The following is a 14,852-nucleotide window of genomic DNA, read 5'->3' as shown; positions in this document are numbered from 1 at the left end:
GAAGGTATCGCAAAAATAACTACAAGAACCGTGAGCCATCGCCATGCGTTTTCACCACCTGGACCTGAATCTGCTAGTGGCGCTGGATGTACTGCTCGAAGAGCAGAACATCACCCGCGCCGCCGAACGCCTGCACATGACCCAGTCGGCCACCAGCGGCGTGCTGGGGCGCCTGCGCACCTTCTTCGAGGACGAACTGCTGGTGCAGGTCGGGCGCAAGATGCAGCCCACGCCATACGCCCTGGAGCTGGCCACCCCGGTGCGCGAGGTGCTGCTGACCATCCGCTCCTCGATCACCGCCAAACCGGTGTTCGACCCCTCCACAAGCAAGCGCCACTTCCGCCTGGTGACCTCGGATTACCTGATCAGCGTGCTGTTCGCCCAGGTGATCCAGAAAATCCACCAGGAGGCGCCGCACATCACTTTCGAGATGGTCAGCCCCGGCGACAACAGCGCCGAGCTGCTGATGCGCGGCGAGGTGGACATGATGATCGTGCCCGAGCGCTACATCATCGACGGCCATCCGGCGCAGCTGCTGTTCGAGGAGGACCACGTCTGCGTGGTCTGGCGCGACAACCCCGAGGTCGGTGACGTCCTGACCCTGGAGCAGTACATGCAGATGGGCCACATCTCGGTGGGCTTCGGGCGCAACCGGCACCTGAGCATCGAGGACTGGTTCATGAACCAGTACGGCTTCAACCGTCGCCTGGAAGTGATCACCAACGACTTCAACACCCTGCCGCAACTGCTGGTCGGCACCCAGCGCGTGGCGACCATGCATCGGCGTCTGGCCGAGCTGTACGCGCGCTACCTACCGCTGCGCATCCTGCCGCCGCCGGTGAAGATCCCGGTAATGCGCGAATTCATGCTCTGGCACCGCAGCATGGAAGGGGACCCCATGCACCGCTGGTTGCGCGAGCGCATCCGCGCGTTCATCCAGAGCGTCGACCAGCAGCCAGACGCCCTGCGCGCCAGCGCCTGACGCCAGTTATCGCCCCGGCCGCCGCAACGGCGCCGGGGCATCGCGTTTCACGATACCTCGCATCCCCACTCGCGATTGGCCCCGCGCCACCCCGCCTGCGTACCTTGCCTTCGAACCGCGCCCTGCGTGCCTGCCGCTGTTTCCGGGCGCCGGACTCTACGACCGCAGAAGGACAAGAAGAATGTTCCGTTACTTCCCCACCAATTACGTCTGGAATCTCTCGGTGGACCTGGCCATCGAGATGGGCGCCCGCCTGGGCGAGATCGAGGAGATGTGCGCCCCGCTGCAGGAGGCCGCCAAGCAGCCCGATGCCGCTGGCACCCAGGCCTTCCGCGAGACCTGGGCAAAGATGGCCGACAAGCTCTGCGGCCTCGCCGTAGAAGACGAGGCCGCTGGCCGCCGCCTCTCCGCCGGTGAGAAATACAACCGCGCGGCCACCTACTACCTCACCTGCGAACGCCTGCAGGCCCACGGTGCACCCGGCCGCGAAGCGCTGTACCAGCGCTTCCTGGAAACCTTCGCGCGCGGTATCGACCTGTCGAAGGAGAACTGCGAGCGGGTGGAAATCCCCTATGAGGGCAAGCACCTCTCCGGCCTGCTGGTGCGCGCCGAGGGCGTCGACGGCCCGACGCCGCTGCTGGTGCAGGTCAATGGCCTGGACTCGACCAAGGAAATGAAATACCGCGTCGGCCTGCCGGCCTGGCTGGCCCGGCGCGGCGTGTCCTCGCTGATCATCGACCAGCCCGGCACCGGCGAGGCGCTGCGCCTGCACGGCCTGACCGCGCGCTACGACAGCGAGCACTGGGCGAGCCGCGTAGTGGACTGGCTGGAAACCCACCCCGAAGTCGACCCGAAGCGCATCGGCCTGGAGGGCGTCTCCCTGGGCGGTTACTACTGCCCGCGCGCAGTGGCCTTCGAGCCGCGCTTCGCCTGCGGTGTGGTGTGGGGCGCCAACCACGACTGGCGCGACGTGCAGAAGCGCCGCCTGGAGAAGGAAGGCAACTTCCCGGTGCCGCACTATTGGGCGCACGTGCAGTGGGTCTGGGGCGCGAAGGACATGGACGAGTTCATGACCATCGCCGAGAACGTGCACCTGGATGGCGTGCTCGAGCGCATCCGCGTGCCCTTCCTGGTCACCCACGGCGAGAAGGACTCGCAGATTCCGCTGAAATGGGCGCACCGCACTTACGAACAACTGGTGAACAGCCCGAAACGCGAGCTGAAGATCTTCACCGAGCGCGAAGGCGGCGTGCAGCATTCGAGCTTCGACAACAGCATCAACGCCGGCCACTACATCGCCGACTGGGTCGCCGAAACCCTGGGTGGCCGCACTGCCTGAAATCCCTTGCGCCGGTCACCGGCGCTGCTCCTGCGGGGCGTCGCCCCCGCGCTCCACGGCGCCCGTTGGCGCCGTTTTCTTGCTGCTCGCTCCCCGGCACGAGCACCCCAAGGGCGCGATCGCGGGCATGGCCCGCTCCTGCAGGTTCGCTACGACGCCGGCGACGGGTGTTCTTCGTAGGTTCAGGTCAGGCCGGCGCGCGGGTGCCATGGAACGACGCGATGCGCCACCCCTCCTCGCCCTTCACCCAGAGCTGCGTGGCAAAACCCTCGGCACGCACCGGCTCGCCGCCGCCGCGCTTCTGCAGCAGGTTGCACTGCGGGCCGCTCATCAGCGCCAGTCCATCGCCGAACAGACGAACCGCCAGCTCGCCACGCTCCACCGCCAGGTAGCGCACGGCGTGGCGGGCATAGTCTAGGTACTGCGCCTTGTCCTGCACCAGCCCGGTGGTGTGCACATACAGCAACTCATCGGCGAACAGTTCGTCCAGCCGCGTGTGGTCCTCCTCGACCAGGGCGCGCTGGCGTTCGGCTTCCAGATTCAGCAACAGATCACGAATAGCCTTCATGGGATTTTCCCTTGGTGATTGATGGGCGGGCGCATCCTCGCCCTCGCCACGGCCGCAGGAAAAATCGCCGATCGCCATGCCAGGCATCGCCACTCCCGATACCCGTCCTGCAGCATCCCATCCTCCTATGAAGAGCAGGAAACACGTGGCCTGCGCCAAGTATCGACGGCATCGATGGGTGCCCATCGACCATATCTGATGGTGCCGGCCGGAACGCCCGCACTAGCCTGCCGGCAAACAACAAGACGAGGAGAATCCGACCATGGGCGCCCTGCACCTGCACTGCTCCACCCTGTTCGATGGCACCGGCCTGGAAACGCGCCAGCAACAGACACTGATCATCGAGAACGGCGTGATCCGCCACGTAGGGCCGACGGCCGAGGCGCCGCGCCCGGCAGCGAGGGACCGCGAAGTCCACGGCGACTTCGTCATGCCGGGGCTGGTCGACGTGCATACCCACCTGGCCTTCGGCAACGCCCAGAGCGAGGAAGACATCGATATCTGGACCAGCGATGAATTCCGCGCTCTGCGCGGGTTGTTCTTCGCCCAGCACGTGCTCTCCGCCGGCGTCACCTCCATGGTCTGTCCCGGAGACAGCGGCCAGCTCAGCATCGCCGTGCGCAACACGGTCAACGCCGGGCTCTTCGAGGGCCCGCGCATCGCCGCCAGCAGCCGCGTGATCACCAACCGGCAGAGCCTCAACGACTGGTTCCCCAGCCGCGTCGGCGCACCGGAATACTTCACCGCCGCACTGGTCACCAGCCGCACCGAGGCCATCGCCCAAATCCGCAAGCAGGCCAAGGACGGCGTCGACCTGATCAAGATCGCCATGGACGGCACGCACCGCCGGCCCAATGGCGAGATCATCGCAGCCTTCACCGCCGACGAAACCCGCGAGATGGTCGAGGAAGCCCATCGCCTGGGCTGCCGCGTGGCGACCCACGCCTACGGTCGCGAAGCGGTCATGTACGCGGCCAAGGCCGGCGTCGACCTGGTCTTCCACGCCTTCTACATGGACGACGCCTGTATCGAGGCGCTGCTCGAAGCCGGCAGCGTGCTCGCGCCGACCATGACCTTCCCACAGAACACCGTGGACTTCTGCCAGCCCCACGACCCGGCCATCGCCACCGGCTACGCCGGCTACTGTGCGCGCACCCTGGAACTGGGCACGCCGGTACTCAAGCGCGCCAAGGCCGCCGGCGTCCCCTTCGCCTGCGGGAGCGACAGCGGTTTCGCCGTGACACCCTACGGCGAATGGCACGCCCGCGAGCTGGAACTGCTGGTGCGCCGGCTGGACTTCACCCCCGCCGAAGCGCTCTATGCCGCCACCAATGTCGGCTCGCGCCTGATGCCCCGCGGCGAAACCCTCGGCACCCTGGAGACGGGCAAGCAGGCCGACCTGCTGATCCTCGACGGCTCGCCGCTGGAAGACATCCGCATTCTTCAAGACCGTAACCGCCTGCAGGCCGTGTACAAGGCCGGCGAGCCGGTACGCCTGCAACGCACCGCCTGTAACCCCAAGCAGGTATCTGACTTCAACTCGCTGAAATGGACCGACCTGTATACCCGCGACCGCGTCGCCCAACTGGGTAAATGGAGCCAGTGAACATGACCGATCTCGACTTCGAACTGGCCGCGCGCCTGGCTGCCGCCACCCTGCGTCACGCCCGCGCCGAGGGCGCGCGCCCGCTGGCCGCCGCCGTGCTGGATGCGGCCGGTCACCCGCTGGCCGTGCTGCGTGACGAGCAGGCCAGCTTCCTCCGCCCGCAGATCGCCACCGGCAAGGCGCGCGGCTGCCTGGGCCTGGGCTTCGGCGGCCGCGAACTGGCGCGCCGCGCCCAGGCCATGCCGGCGTTCTTCGATGCGATCAACAGCCTCACCGCTGGCGAGGTGATTCCGGCGGCCGGCGGTATTCTCCTGCGCGACGGCGAAGACCGGCTGCTGGGCGCCATCGGTGTTAGCGGCGATACCTCGGATAACGACGAGCGCTGCGCTTTACTGGCCATTGAGGAGCTCGGCCTGCACGGCGAGACGGGCTCTGCTCAATCCTGATCGAGCAGCGCGGCCTGCTCCGCCAGCACCTGGCGGAGCCAGGCCAGTGCAGGGTCGAGGGCCTGCTGCGGGTGCCATTGCAGCACCTGCGCCGCCGCCGGGAACTCAATGGGCGCCGACAGCACGCGCAGCGGATAACGCCGCGCCAGCGACTCAGCCTGGCGGCGGAACAGCGTGGCGATTCGCGGCGTGCCGACGACGAACTCGGCCATCAGGGCAAAGCTCTGCACCGCCACCGCTGCCCGGCGCTCGATACCGATCTCCCGCAGGTGCTGGGTATCCAGCGACAGGTTCTGGCCATCGGTAAACTCGCGCACCACATGCCCAGCCGCACAATAGGCAGCGAGGCTCAGCGATTCCTCGTGAGCAGAATGGGCCGCGCAGACGATGCAGCACAGCTCATCGCTGAGCAGCGCCTCGTGAGGGTAACGCGGGTTGATCCGCCGCTGAGGGACTATCACCAGGTCGCTGCGCCGGTACTCCAGCGCCTCGGCTACCACATCACCGTCGCGCGGCAGCGGCAGGTCACGCAGCACCAGCGAGGCAGCGGGAGCCTGGCGCGCCAGTTCACGGCTTACAGCCGGCAGCAGGGTCGCCGCCACATAGTCCGACGCTATCAGGGCGAACCGCCGATCACAGCGGGCAGGGTCGAAGGCGGCGGAAGTCTCCACCACCTCTCCGGCCAAGCTCAGCACCTCGCGCACCTTCGGCGCCAGCTGGCGCGCCAGTGCCGTCAGCACCAGCCCCCGCCCCAGGGGCACCAGCAGCGGGTCCTGGAAATGTTCACGCAGCCGGCCCAGTGCAGCGCTGGTGGCGGACTGGCCGAGATTGAGACGCTGCGCCGCCCGGCTGACGCTGCCCTCTTCGAGCAGCACATCCAGGGCGACCAGTAGGTTGAGATCAAGACGTCGGTAGCGCATGGGGGACTTATACCCAGGTACACCGGAGTAAAAGATCGCATTTGGCGCTACCTGATATCACCATTGGAACTAGTTCCGCCAGCATCGCGCCGCGGCCTCGTAGTGCAGCTCGCAGGAGGCTGCTATCGGCCATTAGCGGACATTAGCCAAGGGGCCAAAGGGTGAATGACCGCATGCTGCCGGGCATGCCCCCGCAAGTCACCAGCCGCCTAGCGACCTGTGCGGAGCATCTCTTCCTGCTGCTGTTGGTTATGGCCTGCGCATCCGCATTTCGGCCCTAGCATTGCTCGGGATGCCAGTTGCCCGTCCATTACCACCATCCAGAAGAAAGGCGCCGTCCTGCTGGTAGCGGGAGCGATCGTCACGATCATTCCGCCGCTGGTAAAGCTCTATTTCGGCTGCTACGTCCTGAGGCCCACCCAATGATCCTGCTCGGTACCCTGGCCAGCGCCCAGACGGAGGCCGCATCGATGAACAAGATCATCAAGCAATCCGGCAGCCCCCCCCGCGGCCGGTTTCACTGTCTGCTACGCCATTTCGCACCTGCTGCTGACAGTCTGCGGCCCCATCATCGTGGCCCTGACAACGCCATTAGCGGCTGATTGTCAGAGCATAGGAGTCCGCCGGGGACAGCGGTCAATGATGGTGCTTGTGGTGATGGTCGTGGTGGTCATGGCCATCGTCGGCCAGGTTGTTGCCGATGGCGCTGCCCGCAGCACCGCCCAACCCCGCACCCACAAGGCCACCGGTGGATCCGCCCACCTTGCTGCCGATGACCTGACCACCCGCCGCACCGAGTCCACCACCAATGGCCGCCTCGGTCTTTTTCCCGTTCTTCGCCGACATCGCGCCGCCTGCAGCACCGCCGACTCCAGCGCCGATCGCAGCCCCAGTGCTGCCGCCGACGGCATTACCCACCACGCTGCCCAGGGCACCTCCGACACCGCCACCGACAGCTGTGGTCGTGGTCTCGCCCGCCATGACGCCTTGTGACGCCAGGATGGTAAATGCAAGTGCAGAGAGGGACTTTCGCATCATTGACTCCAGAAACTGTACACAAGACAACCAGTCTGTAGGATGCAAAACATGCGGACAAACCAACCTTCACGGTTCATGGACCTGAGTCAAGCAATTGGCCCGTTATATTCCCGCCCGTCGCTTCGGCGAGTCCTCACCACGCCCAGCGAAGAATCAGCCAGCAGCTCGCCCGTAGCGCCTCGCCGGCGTGTCCAATTCTGCCTCTTCCAGTTTGCACGCTCAGTGCTTGTACCGGCAGCGAGGCAGCCGACCGTCTCGCGACTGATGATGCCGTCTACACTCAGCGCATTCGCAGCATGTAGAGGCGGGAAACTCGATGCTCAGATGGCCTTCTGTCGTACTTCTTTCATGTATTGCCGGAGCGGCCATCGCCGACGAAATACCGGATTCCGTTCAAGCCTGTTCGGTCTGCCATGGAATGCATGGCGAAGGCACCGCGCAGGGTCCAGTGCTGGCCGGCCTTTCGTCCAGTTACATCACCGCACAGCTCGCCAACTTCAATTCAAGACGACGCAGCAACGCGCTGATGGGGCCGATCGCCGAAGCCTATGCCTCGGCCGATCTGCTGCAGCCTGCCGCAGCCTATTTCGAGGCTCAGGGCAAGACACCGGCGCTACAGGTGCGAGGTCAGAACCCGGCCGGCTCACCGGCAGAGAAGCTCTATTACCAGGGCGACATGGCTCGCGACATCCCGGCCTGCTTCAGTTGTCACGGCCCCTCGGCCATTGGCGGCGGCCCCTTCCCGAGACTGGCCGGGCAGCAGGCGAGCTATCTGCAAGCCCAGCTGCAAGCCTGGCGCAAAGGCGAACGCAGCGGCGATCCCGACGGCATGATGGCAGCCATCGCCAAGCGTCTGAACGACAAGGACATCACTGCGCTGGCCAGCTATCTGGCAGCGATTCGCTGAGGAGCGCTCATGAACAGGCCCTTGCTCTACCTGTCGCTGGCGGGATGCATCGCGCTGCCCGCCCACGCTGCCGATGCAGTGTCCACCGCCATGGAAGAAATCAGCGCACAACCCAAGGCCAGGGACGCCCACTACTTCAATCCGCGCGATCTTTCGCGGATCCCGGACGGTGCCTTTGGCGACAAGGTCCGCCGCGGCTATCAGTTGATCGTCAACACCCAGCAGCTCAAGGGAAGCTACGTCGGCAACCAACTGAACTGCACCAATTGCCACCTCGATGCGGGCGCGAAGGCTTATGCCGCTCCCCTCTGGGCCGCGTACCTGGCCTACCCGGCCTTCCGCAAGAAGGACAATCGGGTGAACAACTTCGCCGAACGCGTGCAGGGTTGCTTCAACTACTCCATGAACGGCAAGGCCCCTAAGCTCGGCTCGCCCGAGTTGGTGGCGATCTCCGCCTACTCCTACTGGCTGCTCATGGGCGGCCTGCTCGACATGTACGGCATGGAGGACAAACCGGTACCCGAACTTAGCGATGAAGCGCTGCAACGTGGTGGTCGGGACGAATCCTTCAAGCTGCCGGGACCGCTGACCGGCAAGGTGAAGATGGAAGGCCGAGAACGTATGCCCGGACGCGCCTTCGCCGCCCTGCCCGAGCCACCGCAAGCTTATTCCCCGCAACGGGGTGAAGAGGTTTACGCGCAACACTGCGCCGTCTGCCACGGCGCGCAAGGCGAAGGCCGCAAGATGGCTGACGTATCGGTGATTCCGGCGCTATGGGGAAGCGACTCGTACAACTGGGGCGCCGGCATGCACCGCGTCAACACAGCGGCCACCTTCATCTACGAGAACATGCCGCTGGGCAAGGCGGTGCAACTGAACGTCCAGCAGGCCTGGGACGTTGCGGCCTACCTGAACAGCCGGGAACGGCCACAGGATCCGCGTTTCGACGGCAATGTCGCCAGTACGGCCAAACGCTTCCACGGCTCCGATCAGGGCTACTACGGAAAATCCGTCGACGGCGTGTTGCTGGGTAGCCAGGCCTACCCGGCGGGCGTCGGACATTGAACCGAGCGATTCGACCGACGCACGTAAGTCCGAGAGACCGGGTACCAACAGGAGGCCCCATGGCATCGATACTGCAGAAGGCAAAACACGAGTTCATCAAGGCGCTGCCGCCAACCATCTTCTTCTTCGTCATCCTGCACATTGTCGCCGCCATTCGCGCACTGATGATCAAGGGCACAGGGGTACCGCTGCCCGTGACGGCCTCGGTACTGATCGCATCCCTAGTCCTCGGCAAGTCGGTACTGGTGGCCGACATGCTGCCCTTCATCAATCGCTTCCCCGAAAAACCGCTGATCTGGAACGTGACCTGGAAGACCTTGATGTATGCGCTTGTCGCCCTGTTCGTGCACTACCTGGAGCGGCTCTACGAGTACTGGAAGGAAGCGCCCAGCCTGCTGGACGCAAACTCCATGCTGTGGACGTCCATGAACTGGCCGCGCTTCTGGGCGGTGCAGATACTGCTGATCACCCTGATTTTCATGTACTGCGTCATTTCGGAACTGGCGCGGGTGATCGGCCATGAGCGCCTGAGGAAGATGTTCCTCGGCCCGCTTCCGCCCCGCCTCAAGGACGACAACCCGGCTCAGTGATCCGAGTCAGGTGGCACGCCCGGGCGGGCCCTCAGGGCGCGCCCAGGAACCAGCGGTAATAGGGGTTGTCGCCGTCATCCAGGACCACCTGCCGCGCGTCACGCGCCCAGGCCTGGCGGTCGCCTTGGTAGGCGTGCAGGCTGAGGTCGTAGAAGCGCCGCAGCCGCACCCAACCCTCGTCGACCGAAGCCTGGACCGAAGGCAGGACGTTCTCCAGCGGGGGCGCCGTGCGCAGGGCGAGCAGGGCTGGCAGCACGCGGGCGATTTCCTTCGGACGGACCCAGGGCGCGTACTCGATGCGCGGGTGATCGTCGGTCACCGGCAGTGCATCGCCCGCGTAACGCTCCAGCCCCGCCCGGTCGGTGACCCAGGTGGCCAGCAGCGCTTCGACCGAGTCGATCCCGACCTCCCCCAGCGCGGCGGCGACTTCCGGTTGCTCGAAGCGCCGGCGGATGGTCGTCACGTCCAGGTGCAGTGGCTGCAGCGAACCCACCAGCAGCATCTCGTGGAACTCCGTGGTCCACAGCGTGGCGTAAGGGAAGACGTCGATGAAGCTGCGCACCAGCGAGCGGCTTTCCTCGTCGTTCTGCGTCGGCAACGGCAACCACTGGGCAACCACGCCCCCCTCTTCCAGGCGCAAGGCAGCGAGCTGGTAGAAATCACGCGAATACAGGTTGACCACCCCTGCGGCCGAAGGCGGCGGCGGTTCCAGGGTGATCATGTCGTAGCGCTCGGCGCTGCGCAGCAGCTCGCGGCGGCCGTCACGCAGGCGGATGTCCAGGCGCGGCTCGTGGATGGCGTCGAAATTGCCCTTGAAGCTCGGCGCGGCGGCCAGCACCTCCGGCAGCAGTTCGGCCACCACCGGGTGTTGCAGATCGCGGTAGCGCAGCATGGCGCCGGCAGTGATGCCGGTGCCGAAACCGATCACCAGCGCCGAGCGCGGCTCGCCATTGTGGATCAACAGGGGCAGCAGCGCCTGCAGGCGCATGTAGCGCAGCGATGGCATGGCATCGCCGGTGTTGGAAACACCCTGGATGTAGAGGCGGTTGAAGCGGTTGTCGCCCCGCCCCTGCTCGATGACTGCCACGGTACCGCCGCGGCCCTCGGCATAGAAGCCGATCCGGCCGTTGCGCGCGCCCGGCATCAGCTCGGCCAGGTGCTGCGGCGGCGTCAGGGCGCCGATTGCCACGGCAAGCACCGCCACGGCGATGACGCCAACGCGCAGCTTCCTGCTCACGCCCTCGCCGTACCAGACCGCCAGCAGGCCAATGACGGCAGCCAGCGTCCCGAGCACGGCCAGCGTGCGCACCAGACCCAATCCGGGAACGAGAACGAAGCCGGTCAGCATGACACCGACAATGCCGCCCAGCGTGTTGAGCGCCACCACGACTCCGACATCGCGGCCAACGTGGTTGCGATCCACCGACAGCCGCAGGGCGATGGGGAAAGCCGCGCCCAGCAGGGTCGTCGGCAGGAACACCACGCACAGCGCCGCCACCGCGAAGCGCGCACACATGCCTGCCAGCTCGCTGCCGCCGGCTTGCATCACCAGCCATTCGACGCGGGTCTGCAGGCCGATCAGCCAGCTGCCGAGACCGGCGATCTGCGCAATGGCCAACAGCCCTGCGGCGGCGATGAGCAACCCGAACAGACCCCAAGGATCACGGATGGAGTCGGCGCGGCGGGCATACAGAGCGCTGCCCAGCACCAGGCCGCAGAGGTAGGTGGCCAGCACCACGGCGAAGGCGAAGGTGCGGGTGCTCATGAACTGGACGATGGATTGCGTCCAGACCACCTCGTAACCCAATGCCACGCCACCGGCGACGCAGTAAAGCCCGATGGCCAGGCGGGCCGCGCGGCTGCGCGGTCCGGTGGCCGGCGCGTCGGGCGCGTCGGGCGCGTCGGGCGCGTCGGGCGCGTCGGGCGCGGCGGTCCGTGCCGCCTGCTGACGGATCAGTAGCGCTCCGGCGGCGGCGAACAGGTTGAACACCGCCGCCGCGCAGGCGCTGCCCAGCACGCCCAGCCAGGGCAACAGCACAAAAGCTGCCAGCAGCGTGCCGGCGATGGCACCCGCCGTGTTGGCCGCATACAGGCCCCCACCGGCGCGGCCCATCTGTCCTTCGGCGGGTTCCAGCACACGCACTAGCACCGGCAGGGTGCCGCCCATGAAGAACGCCGGCACGCCAACCAGCCCGAATGGAAGCCCCCAAGCCAGGGAGTCGAACGTTTCTTCGAGGAATGCAAAGGCGCTGGCGGCGTTGGCCAGCGCCACGGTTGCGGCGACGGCCAGCAGCGCCACTAGGAATTCAAGACCGGCATACAGCTGCAGTGGCCGCGCCACGCGGTCCGCCAGTCGTCCGAAGGCCAGGCCGCCCAGGGCCAGCCCGGCAAAGAAGGCGCTGATTGCGGTGGTGACGGCGTACACCTCCACTCCCACCACCAGGGACAGCTGCTTGACCCACAACACCTGAAAGACCAACGCCGATCCGCCCGAAGCGAAAAGCAGGAGTGCCGGCCCCCAGGCTGCGAGTCCTGGCTGCGAGCGCAACTGCGTCGGTTTGACACGAAGGGTGTTCATCGGGGATGAGCTGACCGCTGAAGGCATCGAAACAACCTTGTCTGACAGTAAAGCCCCCGCGATAGCCAGGCTATCGCGGGGGACGGGAGAGGCGCCTCGTTACAGGCGCCCCTGCTACCACTCACTACTTGGCGCCCTGCTTCATCTTGGCTTCGATCTTCGCATCCACGTCCTTGCGGATCTGGTCGATGCTGAAGCTGGCCGGGCGTTGGCTCGGCGGGTAATCCACGAAGGTCTGCAGGAATGCTGCCGCCTTGCGAGTACCCTGGAACAGCAGGTAGTCGTTCTTGGTCAGCCAGTCGTAGTACTGATCAGAAACCACGTCAGCCCGCTCGTACGGGTCCATGCGCAGGTTGAACAGCTTGGGTACCCGCAGGCATGTGAAGGGCTCGCTCCAGACTTGCAGGCCACCCGGTGCGCGTTGTTCGCACCAGACGATTTTCCAGTTGTCGAAACGCATGCCCACCAGCTCGGCTTCATCGTTGAAGTAGTAGAACTCGCGGCGCGCACTCTTGTCGGTCTTGCCAGTCAGGTAGTCCAGCTGGTTGTAACCGTCCAGGTGCACCTTGAAGTTCTTACCGCCAATATCGGCACCCTTAAGCAGACGCTCCTTGATGTCGGTATCGCCAATGGCCGCCAGCAGGGTCGGGAACCAGTCCAGCCCTGAGAACATCTGTGTGGAAACGGTGCCCGGCTTGATGTGGTTCGGCCAGCGAATCATCGCCGGCACCCGGTAGGCACCCTCCCAGTTGGAGTTCTTCTCGTTGCGGAACGGCGTGGTGGCGGCATCCGGCCAGGACCACTGGTTCGGGCCGTTGTCGGTGGTGTAGACGACGATGGTGTTGTCGGCAATCTTCAGGTCATCCACCGCCTTGAGCAGCTTGCCAACATCGCCGTCGTGCTCAAGCATACCGTCGGCATAGTCGTTGCCTGGCATGCCGCTCTGCCCTTGCATGGAGTCGCGCACGTGGGTGAAGGCGTGCATGCGCGTGGTGTTCATCCAGACGAAGAATGGCTTGTCCGCCTTCACCTGCTTGTCCATGAAGTTAATCGCGGCCTGGGTGGTGTCGTCGTCGATGGTTTCCATGCGCTTGCTGGTCAGCGCACCGGTATCCTCGATCTTGCCGTCAGCCGTGGCCTTCAGCACGCCACGGGGCGAGGCGGCCTTGGTGAAGGCCTCATCATCCTTGGGCCAGTAGGGGCGCTCCGGCTCTTCCTCGGCATTCAGGTGATACAGGTTGCCGAAGAACTCGTCGAAGCCGTGCTTGGTCGGCAAGTATTCGTCGCGATCGCCAAGGTGATTCTTGCCGAACTGCCCGGTGGCATAGCCATGTGCCTTGAGAGCTTGGGCAATGGTCACGTCACGGTCCTGCAGGCCCACCGGTACCCCCGGCATACCCACCTTCGAGAGGCCGGTGCGCAGGATCGACTGTCCGGTGATGAACGTCGAGCGGCCGGCGGTGCAGCTGTTCTCCGCGTAGTAGTCGGTGAACATCATGCCTTCCTTGGCGATGCGGTCGATGTTCGGCGTCTGGTAGCCGACCACGCCGAACGCGTAGGCACTGATGTTGGTCTGGCCGATATCGTCGCCGAATATCACCAGGATGTTCGGCTTGTCCGCCGCGCTGGCGACCGAGCACCCAACTATCGCCGTCGCCGCGAGGGCGAACTGCGATATCCATCTTCCCGTGCGCTTCATTGGTGTTTCTCCATTCCAGTTACTGGTCATTTGCCACGACTGCGTTCACTGGAGATGCCGACTGCCTAGCTGGATGTCCCCGTGTCCCTGCGGTGTTGCTTGCTGGTGTTCTATTGGTCGAACGGATAGATCCGCTTCCACTCCTCTGCCATGTCCACTACCACCCATTCCTTGTTTTTCGCCGTATCGAGCGCCTTGTCCAGGCGCCCGACCTTGCTCTGCTGGTCATAAGCCCACTCGCGCTGCGCGTCCGTGTGGTGCACCAGGCCGGCGAGGCGCAAGCCATTGCCCGCCATGGTCCACTGCAGCATCTGCAGGTCGCCGTCGGAATTACCGAAGGCCAGGATGGGCCGCCGGCCGATGATGCTGTCGATGCTTTCGGGTTTGCCGGGGCCGTCGTCGTTGTGTACCAGCTTGGGCAGGCGCTGAATCGACAGCACGCCGTCGCGATCCTCGAAGCGGCTGCCCAGCGTCGTGCCGATCACCTGCTCGGGCGGAATGCCGTAGACCTCCTCGGCGAAGGCACGCATGAACGCCACTTCGCCGCCGGAGACGATGTAGATCTTGAAGCCATTGGCACGCAGGTAGTCCAGCAACTCCAGCATCGGCTGGAAGACCATCTCGGTGTACGGTTTGCCGCTACGCGGGTGCTTGGCGCTGGCGAGCCAGCGGCGGGCGTTGGCAATGAATTCGTCTGTGCTCACGCCTGAATGCGTCGCCGCGACTATCGCCAGGATGCCGTTCATGCCGCTGGCCGCCAGGGTCTTCTGGTCGCCTTCGAGCACCGCCTTGAATGGCTGCTTCTGCTTCCATTCCGGGTGCTGCGGCGCCTGGCGCTTCACCTCGTCCAGGGCAAAGAGCACCTGGAAGTACATCGGTTGCTCGCTCCACAGGGTGCCGTCGTTGTCGAACACGGCAATGCGTTCGGCTGGCGGCACGAAGTCCTTGCTGCCTTCGCGGGTCACGGCTTCGACAAATCCCGTGATCGCCTGCCGTGAAGGCCCGTCGTTCCACGATGGCAGATCCTCGGCGGCCTGGGCCAGCAGCGGTAGCCAAAGCAGCAGGAGCATCCAACGGGCGATGGGGCGAGCGAGGTTCGAAGGCATGTCACATC

The 14,852-nt window shown here is 65.3% G+C and carries 13 protein-coding genes and 1 pseudogene; 8 read left to right on the top strand and 6 right to left on the bottom strand.

The window, feature by feature from the left end:
• Positions 1–43: 43 nt before the first annotated feature.
• Together AC2T4A_RS16565 and AC2T4A_RS16560 are read left to right on the top strand one after the other, a co-directional pair.
• Positions 44–982: a LysR family transcriptional regulator gene (locus AC2T4A_RS16565; RefSeq protein ID WP_486741218.1), complete on the top strand. Its 939-nt coding sequence runs from the start codon at positions 44–46 to the stop codon at positions 980–982.
• 181 nt (positions 983–1,163) lie between these two features.
• Positions 1,164–2,321 (top strand): alpha/beta hydrolase family protein, encoded by a 1,158-nt coding sequence (locus tag AC2T4A_RS16560; RefSeq protein WP_486741217.1) that lies wholly within the window; start codon positions 1,164–1,166, stop codon positions 2,319–2,321.
• 187 nt (positions 2,322–2,508) lie between these two features.
• Here AC2T4A_RS16560 and AC2T4A_RS16555 read toward each other — a convergent pair whose 3' ends face one another.
• The gene (locus AC2T4A_RS16555) at positions 2,509–2,889 is read right to left on the bottom strand and encodes a nuclear transport factor 2 family protein (protein WP_192404910.1); all 381 of its coding nucleotides are present in this window, start codon (positions 2,887–2,889) and stop codon (positions 2,509–2,511) included.
• 262 nt (positions 2,890–3,151) lie between these two features.
• Here AC2T4A_RS16555 and AC2T4A_RS16550 point away from each other — a divergent pair, with 262 nt between their 5' ends.
• Together AC2T4A_RS16550 and AC2T4A_RS16545 are read left to right on the top strand one after the other, a co-directional pair.
• The gene (locus tag AC2T4A_RS16550) at positions 3,152–4,495 is read left to right on the top strand and encodes a metal-dependent hydrolase family protein (protein WP_486741216.1); all 1,344 of its coding nucleotides are present in this window, start codon (positions 3,152–3,154) and stop codon (positions 4,493–4,495) included.
• Positions 4,496–4,497: 2 nt separating this feature from the next.
• The gene (locus tag AC2T4A_RS16545) at positions 4,498–4,941 is read left to right on the top strand and encodes a GlcG/HbpS family heme-binding protein (protein ID WP_486741215.1); all 444 of its coding nucleotides are present in this window, start codon (positions 4,498–4,500) and stop codon (positions 4,939–4,941) included.
• Here AC2T4A_RS16545 and AC2T4A_RS16540 read toward each other — a convergent pair.
• Positions 4,932–5,861, bottom strand: coding sequence for a LysR family transcriptional regulator (locus tag AC2T4A_RS16540; protein ID WP_486741214.1), 930 nt, complete (start codon positions 5,859–5,861; stop codon positions 4,932–4,934). The two genes, AC2T4A_RS16545 and AC2T4A_RS16540, sit on opposite strands and share 10 nt — an antisense overlap.
• A gap of 330 nt (positions 5,862–6,191) precedes the next feature.
• On the opposite strand from AC2T4A_RS16540, the pseudogene AC2T4A_RS16535 reads away from it, so the two are divergent.
• Positions 6,192–6,437: pseudogene (locus AC2T4A_RS16535) on the top strand (aspartate-alanine antiporter-like transporter); the annotation flags it as partial.
• Positions 6,438–6,497: 60 nt separating this feature from the next.
• On the opposite strand, the gene AC2T4A_RS16530 reads toward AC2T4A_RS16535, so the two are convergent.
• Positions 6,498–6,896, bottom strand: a complete 399-nt coding sequence (locus tag AC2T4A_RS16530) for a glycine zipper domain-containing protein (RefSeq protein WP_486743691.1) — start codon at positions 6,894–6,896, stop codon at positions 6,498–6,500.
• A gap of 421 nt (positions 6,897–7,317) precedes the next feature.
• Here AC2T4A_RS16530 and AC2T4A_RS16525 point away from each other — a divergent pair, with 421 nt between their 5' ends.
• The 3 genes from AC2T4A_RS16525 to AC2T4A_RS16515 are packed head-to-tail and all read left to right on the top strand — an operon-like array spanning position 7,318 to position 9,461.
• Positions 7,318–7,806, top strand: coding sequence for a c-type cytochrome (locus AC2T4A_RS16525; protein ID WP_486741213.1), 489 nt, complete (start codon positions 7,318–7,320; stop codon positions 7,804–7,806).
• 9 nt (positions 7,807–7,815) lie between these two features.
• Positions 7,816–8,871: a c-type cytochrome gene (locus AC2T4A_RS16520; RefSeq protein ID WP_486741212.1), complete on the top strand. Its 1,056-nt coding sequence runs from the start codon at positions 7,816–7,818 to the stop codon at positions 8,869–8,871.
• A 59-nt stretch (positions 8,872–8,930) separates the two neighbouring features.
• Positions 8,931–9,461: a hypothetical protein gene (locus tag AC2T4A_RS16515; RefSeq protein WP_401037070.1), complete on the top strand. Its 531-nt coding sequence runs from the start codon at positions 8,931–8,933 to the stop codon at positions 9,459–9,461.
• 31 nt (positions 9,462–9,492) lie between these two features.
• Here the strand turns inward: AC2T4A_RS16515 and AC2T4A_RS16510 are convergent, their stop codons facing one another.
• The 3 genes from AC2T4A_RS16510 to AC2T4A_RS16500 all read right to left on the bottom strand — a co-directional run bounded on the left by AC2T4A_RS16510 (position 9,493) and on the right by AC2T4A_RS16500 (position 14,844).
• Complete coding sequence (locus AC2T4A_RS16510; protein WP_486743690.1) at positions 9,493–12,087, bottom strand: fused MFS/spermidine synthase; 2,595 nt, start codon at positions 12,085–12,087, stop codon at positions 9,493–9,495.
• A 76-nt stretch (positions 12,088–12,163) separates the two neighbouring features.
• Positions 12,164–13,738, bottom strand: a complete 1,575-nt coding sequence (locus AC2T4A_RS16505; RefSeq protein ID WP_486741211.1) for an arylsulfatase — start codon at positions 13,736–13,738, stop codon at positions 12,164–12,166.
• Positions 13,739–13,848: 110 nt separating this feature from the next.
• The gene (locus AC2T4A_RS16500) at positions 13,849–14,844 is read right to left on the bottom strand and encodes an HAD family hydrolase (RefSeq protein WP_486741210.1); all 996 of its coding nucleotides are present in this window, start codon (positions 14,842–14,844) and stop codon (positions 13,849–13,851) included.
• Positions 14,845–14,852: the final 8 nt, after the last annotated feature.

The sequence above is a fragment of the Pseudomonas sp. PVC-3-1 genome, assembly GCF_057444315.1.
Note: the sequence above shows the minus strand (reverse complement) of the source record. Positions and strands in the feature narration are given on the sequence as shown.

What these genes read in the sequence shown, in the direction of transcription:
- AC2T4A_RS16500 (WP_486741210.1), bottom strand. Translation starts at nt 14,844, where the DNA reads ATGCCTTCGAACCTCGCTCGCCCCATCGCCCGTTGGATGCTCCTGCTG.
- AC2T4A_RS16520 (WP_486741212.1), top strand. Translation starts at nt 7,816, where the DNA reads ATGAACAGGCCCTTGCTCTACCTGTCGCTGGCGGGATGCATCGCGCTG.
- AC2T4A_RS16565 (WP_486741218.1), top strand. Translation starts at nt 44, where the DNA reads ATGCGTTTTCACCACCTGGACCTGAATCTGCTAGTGGCGCTGGATGTA.
- AC2T4A_RS16525 (WP_486741213.1), top strand. Translation starts at nt 7,318, where the DNA reads ATGCATGGCGAAGGCACCGCGCAGGGTCCAGTGCTGGCCGGCCTTTCG.
- AC2T4A_RS16505 (WP_486741211.1), bottom strand. Translation starts at nt 13,738, where the DNA reads ATGAAGCGCACGGGAAGATGGATATCGCAGTTCGCCCTCGCGGCGACG.
- AC2T4A_RS16530 (WP_486743691.1), bottom strand. Translation starts at nt 6,896, where the DNA reads ATGCGAAAGTCCCTCTCTGCACTTGCATTTACCATCCTGGCGTCACAA.
- AC2T4A_RS16540 (WP_486741214.1), bottom strand. Translation starts at nt 5,861, where the DNA reads ATGCGCTACCGACGTCTTGATCTCAACCTACTGGTCGCCCTGGATGTG.
- AC2T4A_RS16550 (WP_486741216.1), top strand. Translation starts at nt 3,152, where the DNA reads ATGGGCGCCCTGCACCTGCACTGCTCCACCCTGTTCGATGGCACCGGC.
- AC2T4A_RS16545 (WP_486741215.1), top strand. Translation starts at nt 4,498, where the DNA reads ATGACCGATCTCGACTTCGAACTGGCCGCGCGCCTGGCTGCCGCCACC.
- AC2T4A_RS16560 (WP_486741217.1), top strand. Translation starts at nt 1,164, where the DNA reads ATGTTCCGTTACTTCCCCACCAATTACGTCTGGAATCTCTCGGTGGAC.
- AC2T4A_RS16555 (WP_192404910.1), bottom strand. Translation starts at nt 2,889, where the DNA reads ATGAAGGCTATTCGTGATCTGTTGCTGAATCTGGAAGCCGAACGCCAG.
- AC2T4A_RS16515 (WP_401037070.1), top strand. Translation starts at nt 8,931, where the DNA reads ATGGCATCGATACTGCAGAAGGCAAAACACGAGTTCATCAAGGCGCTG.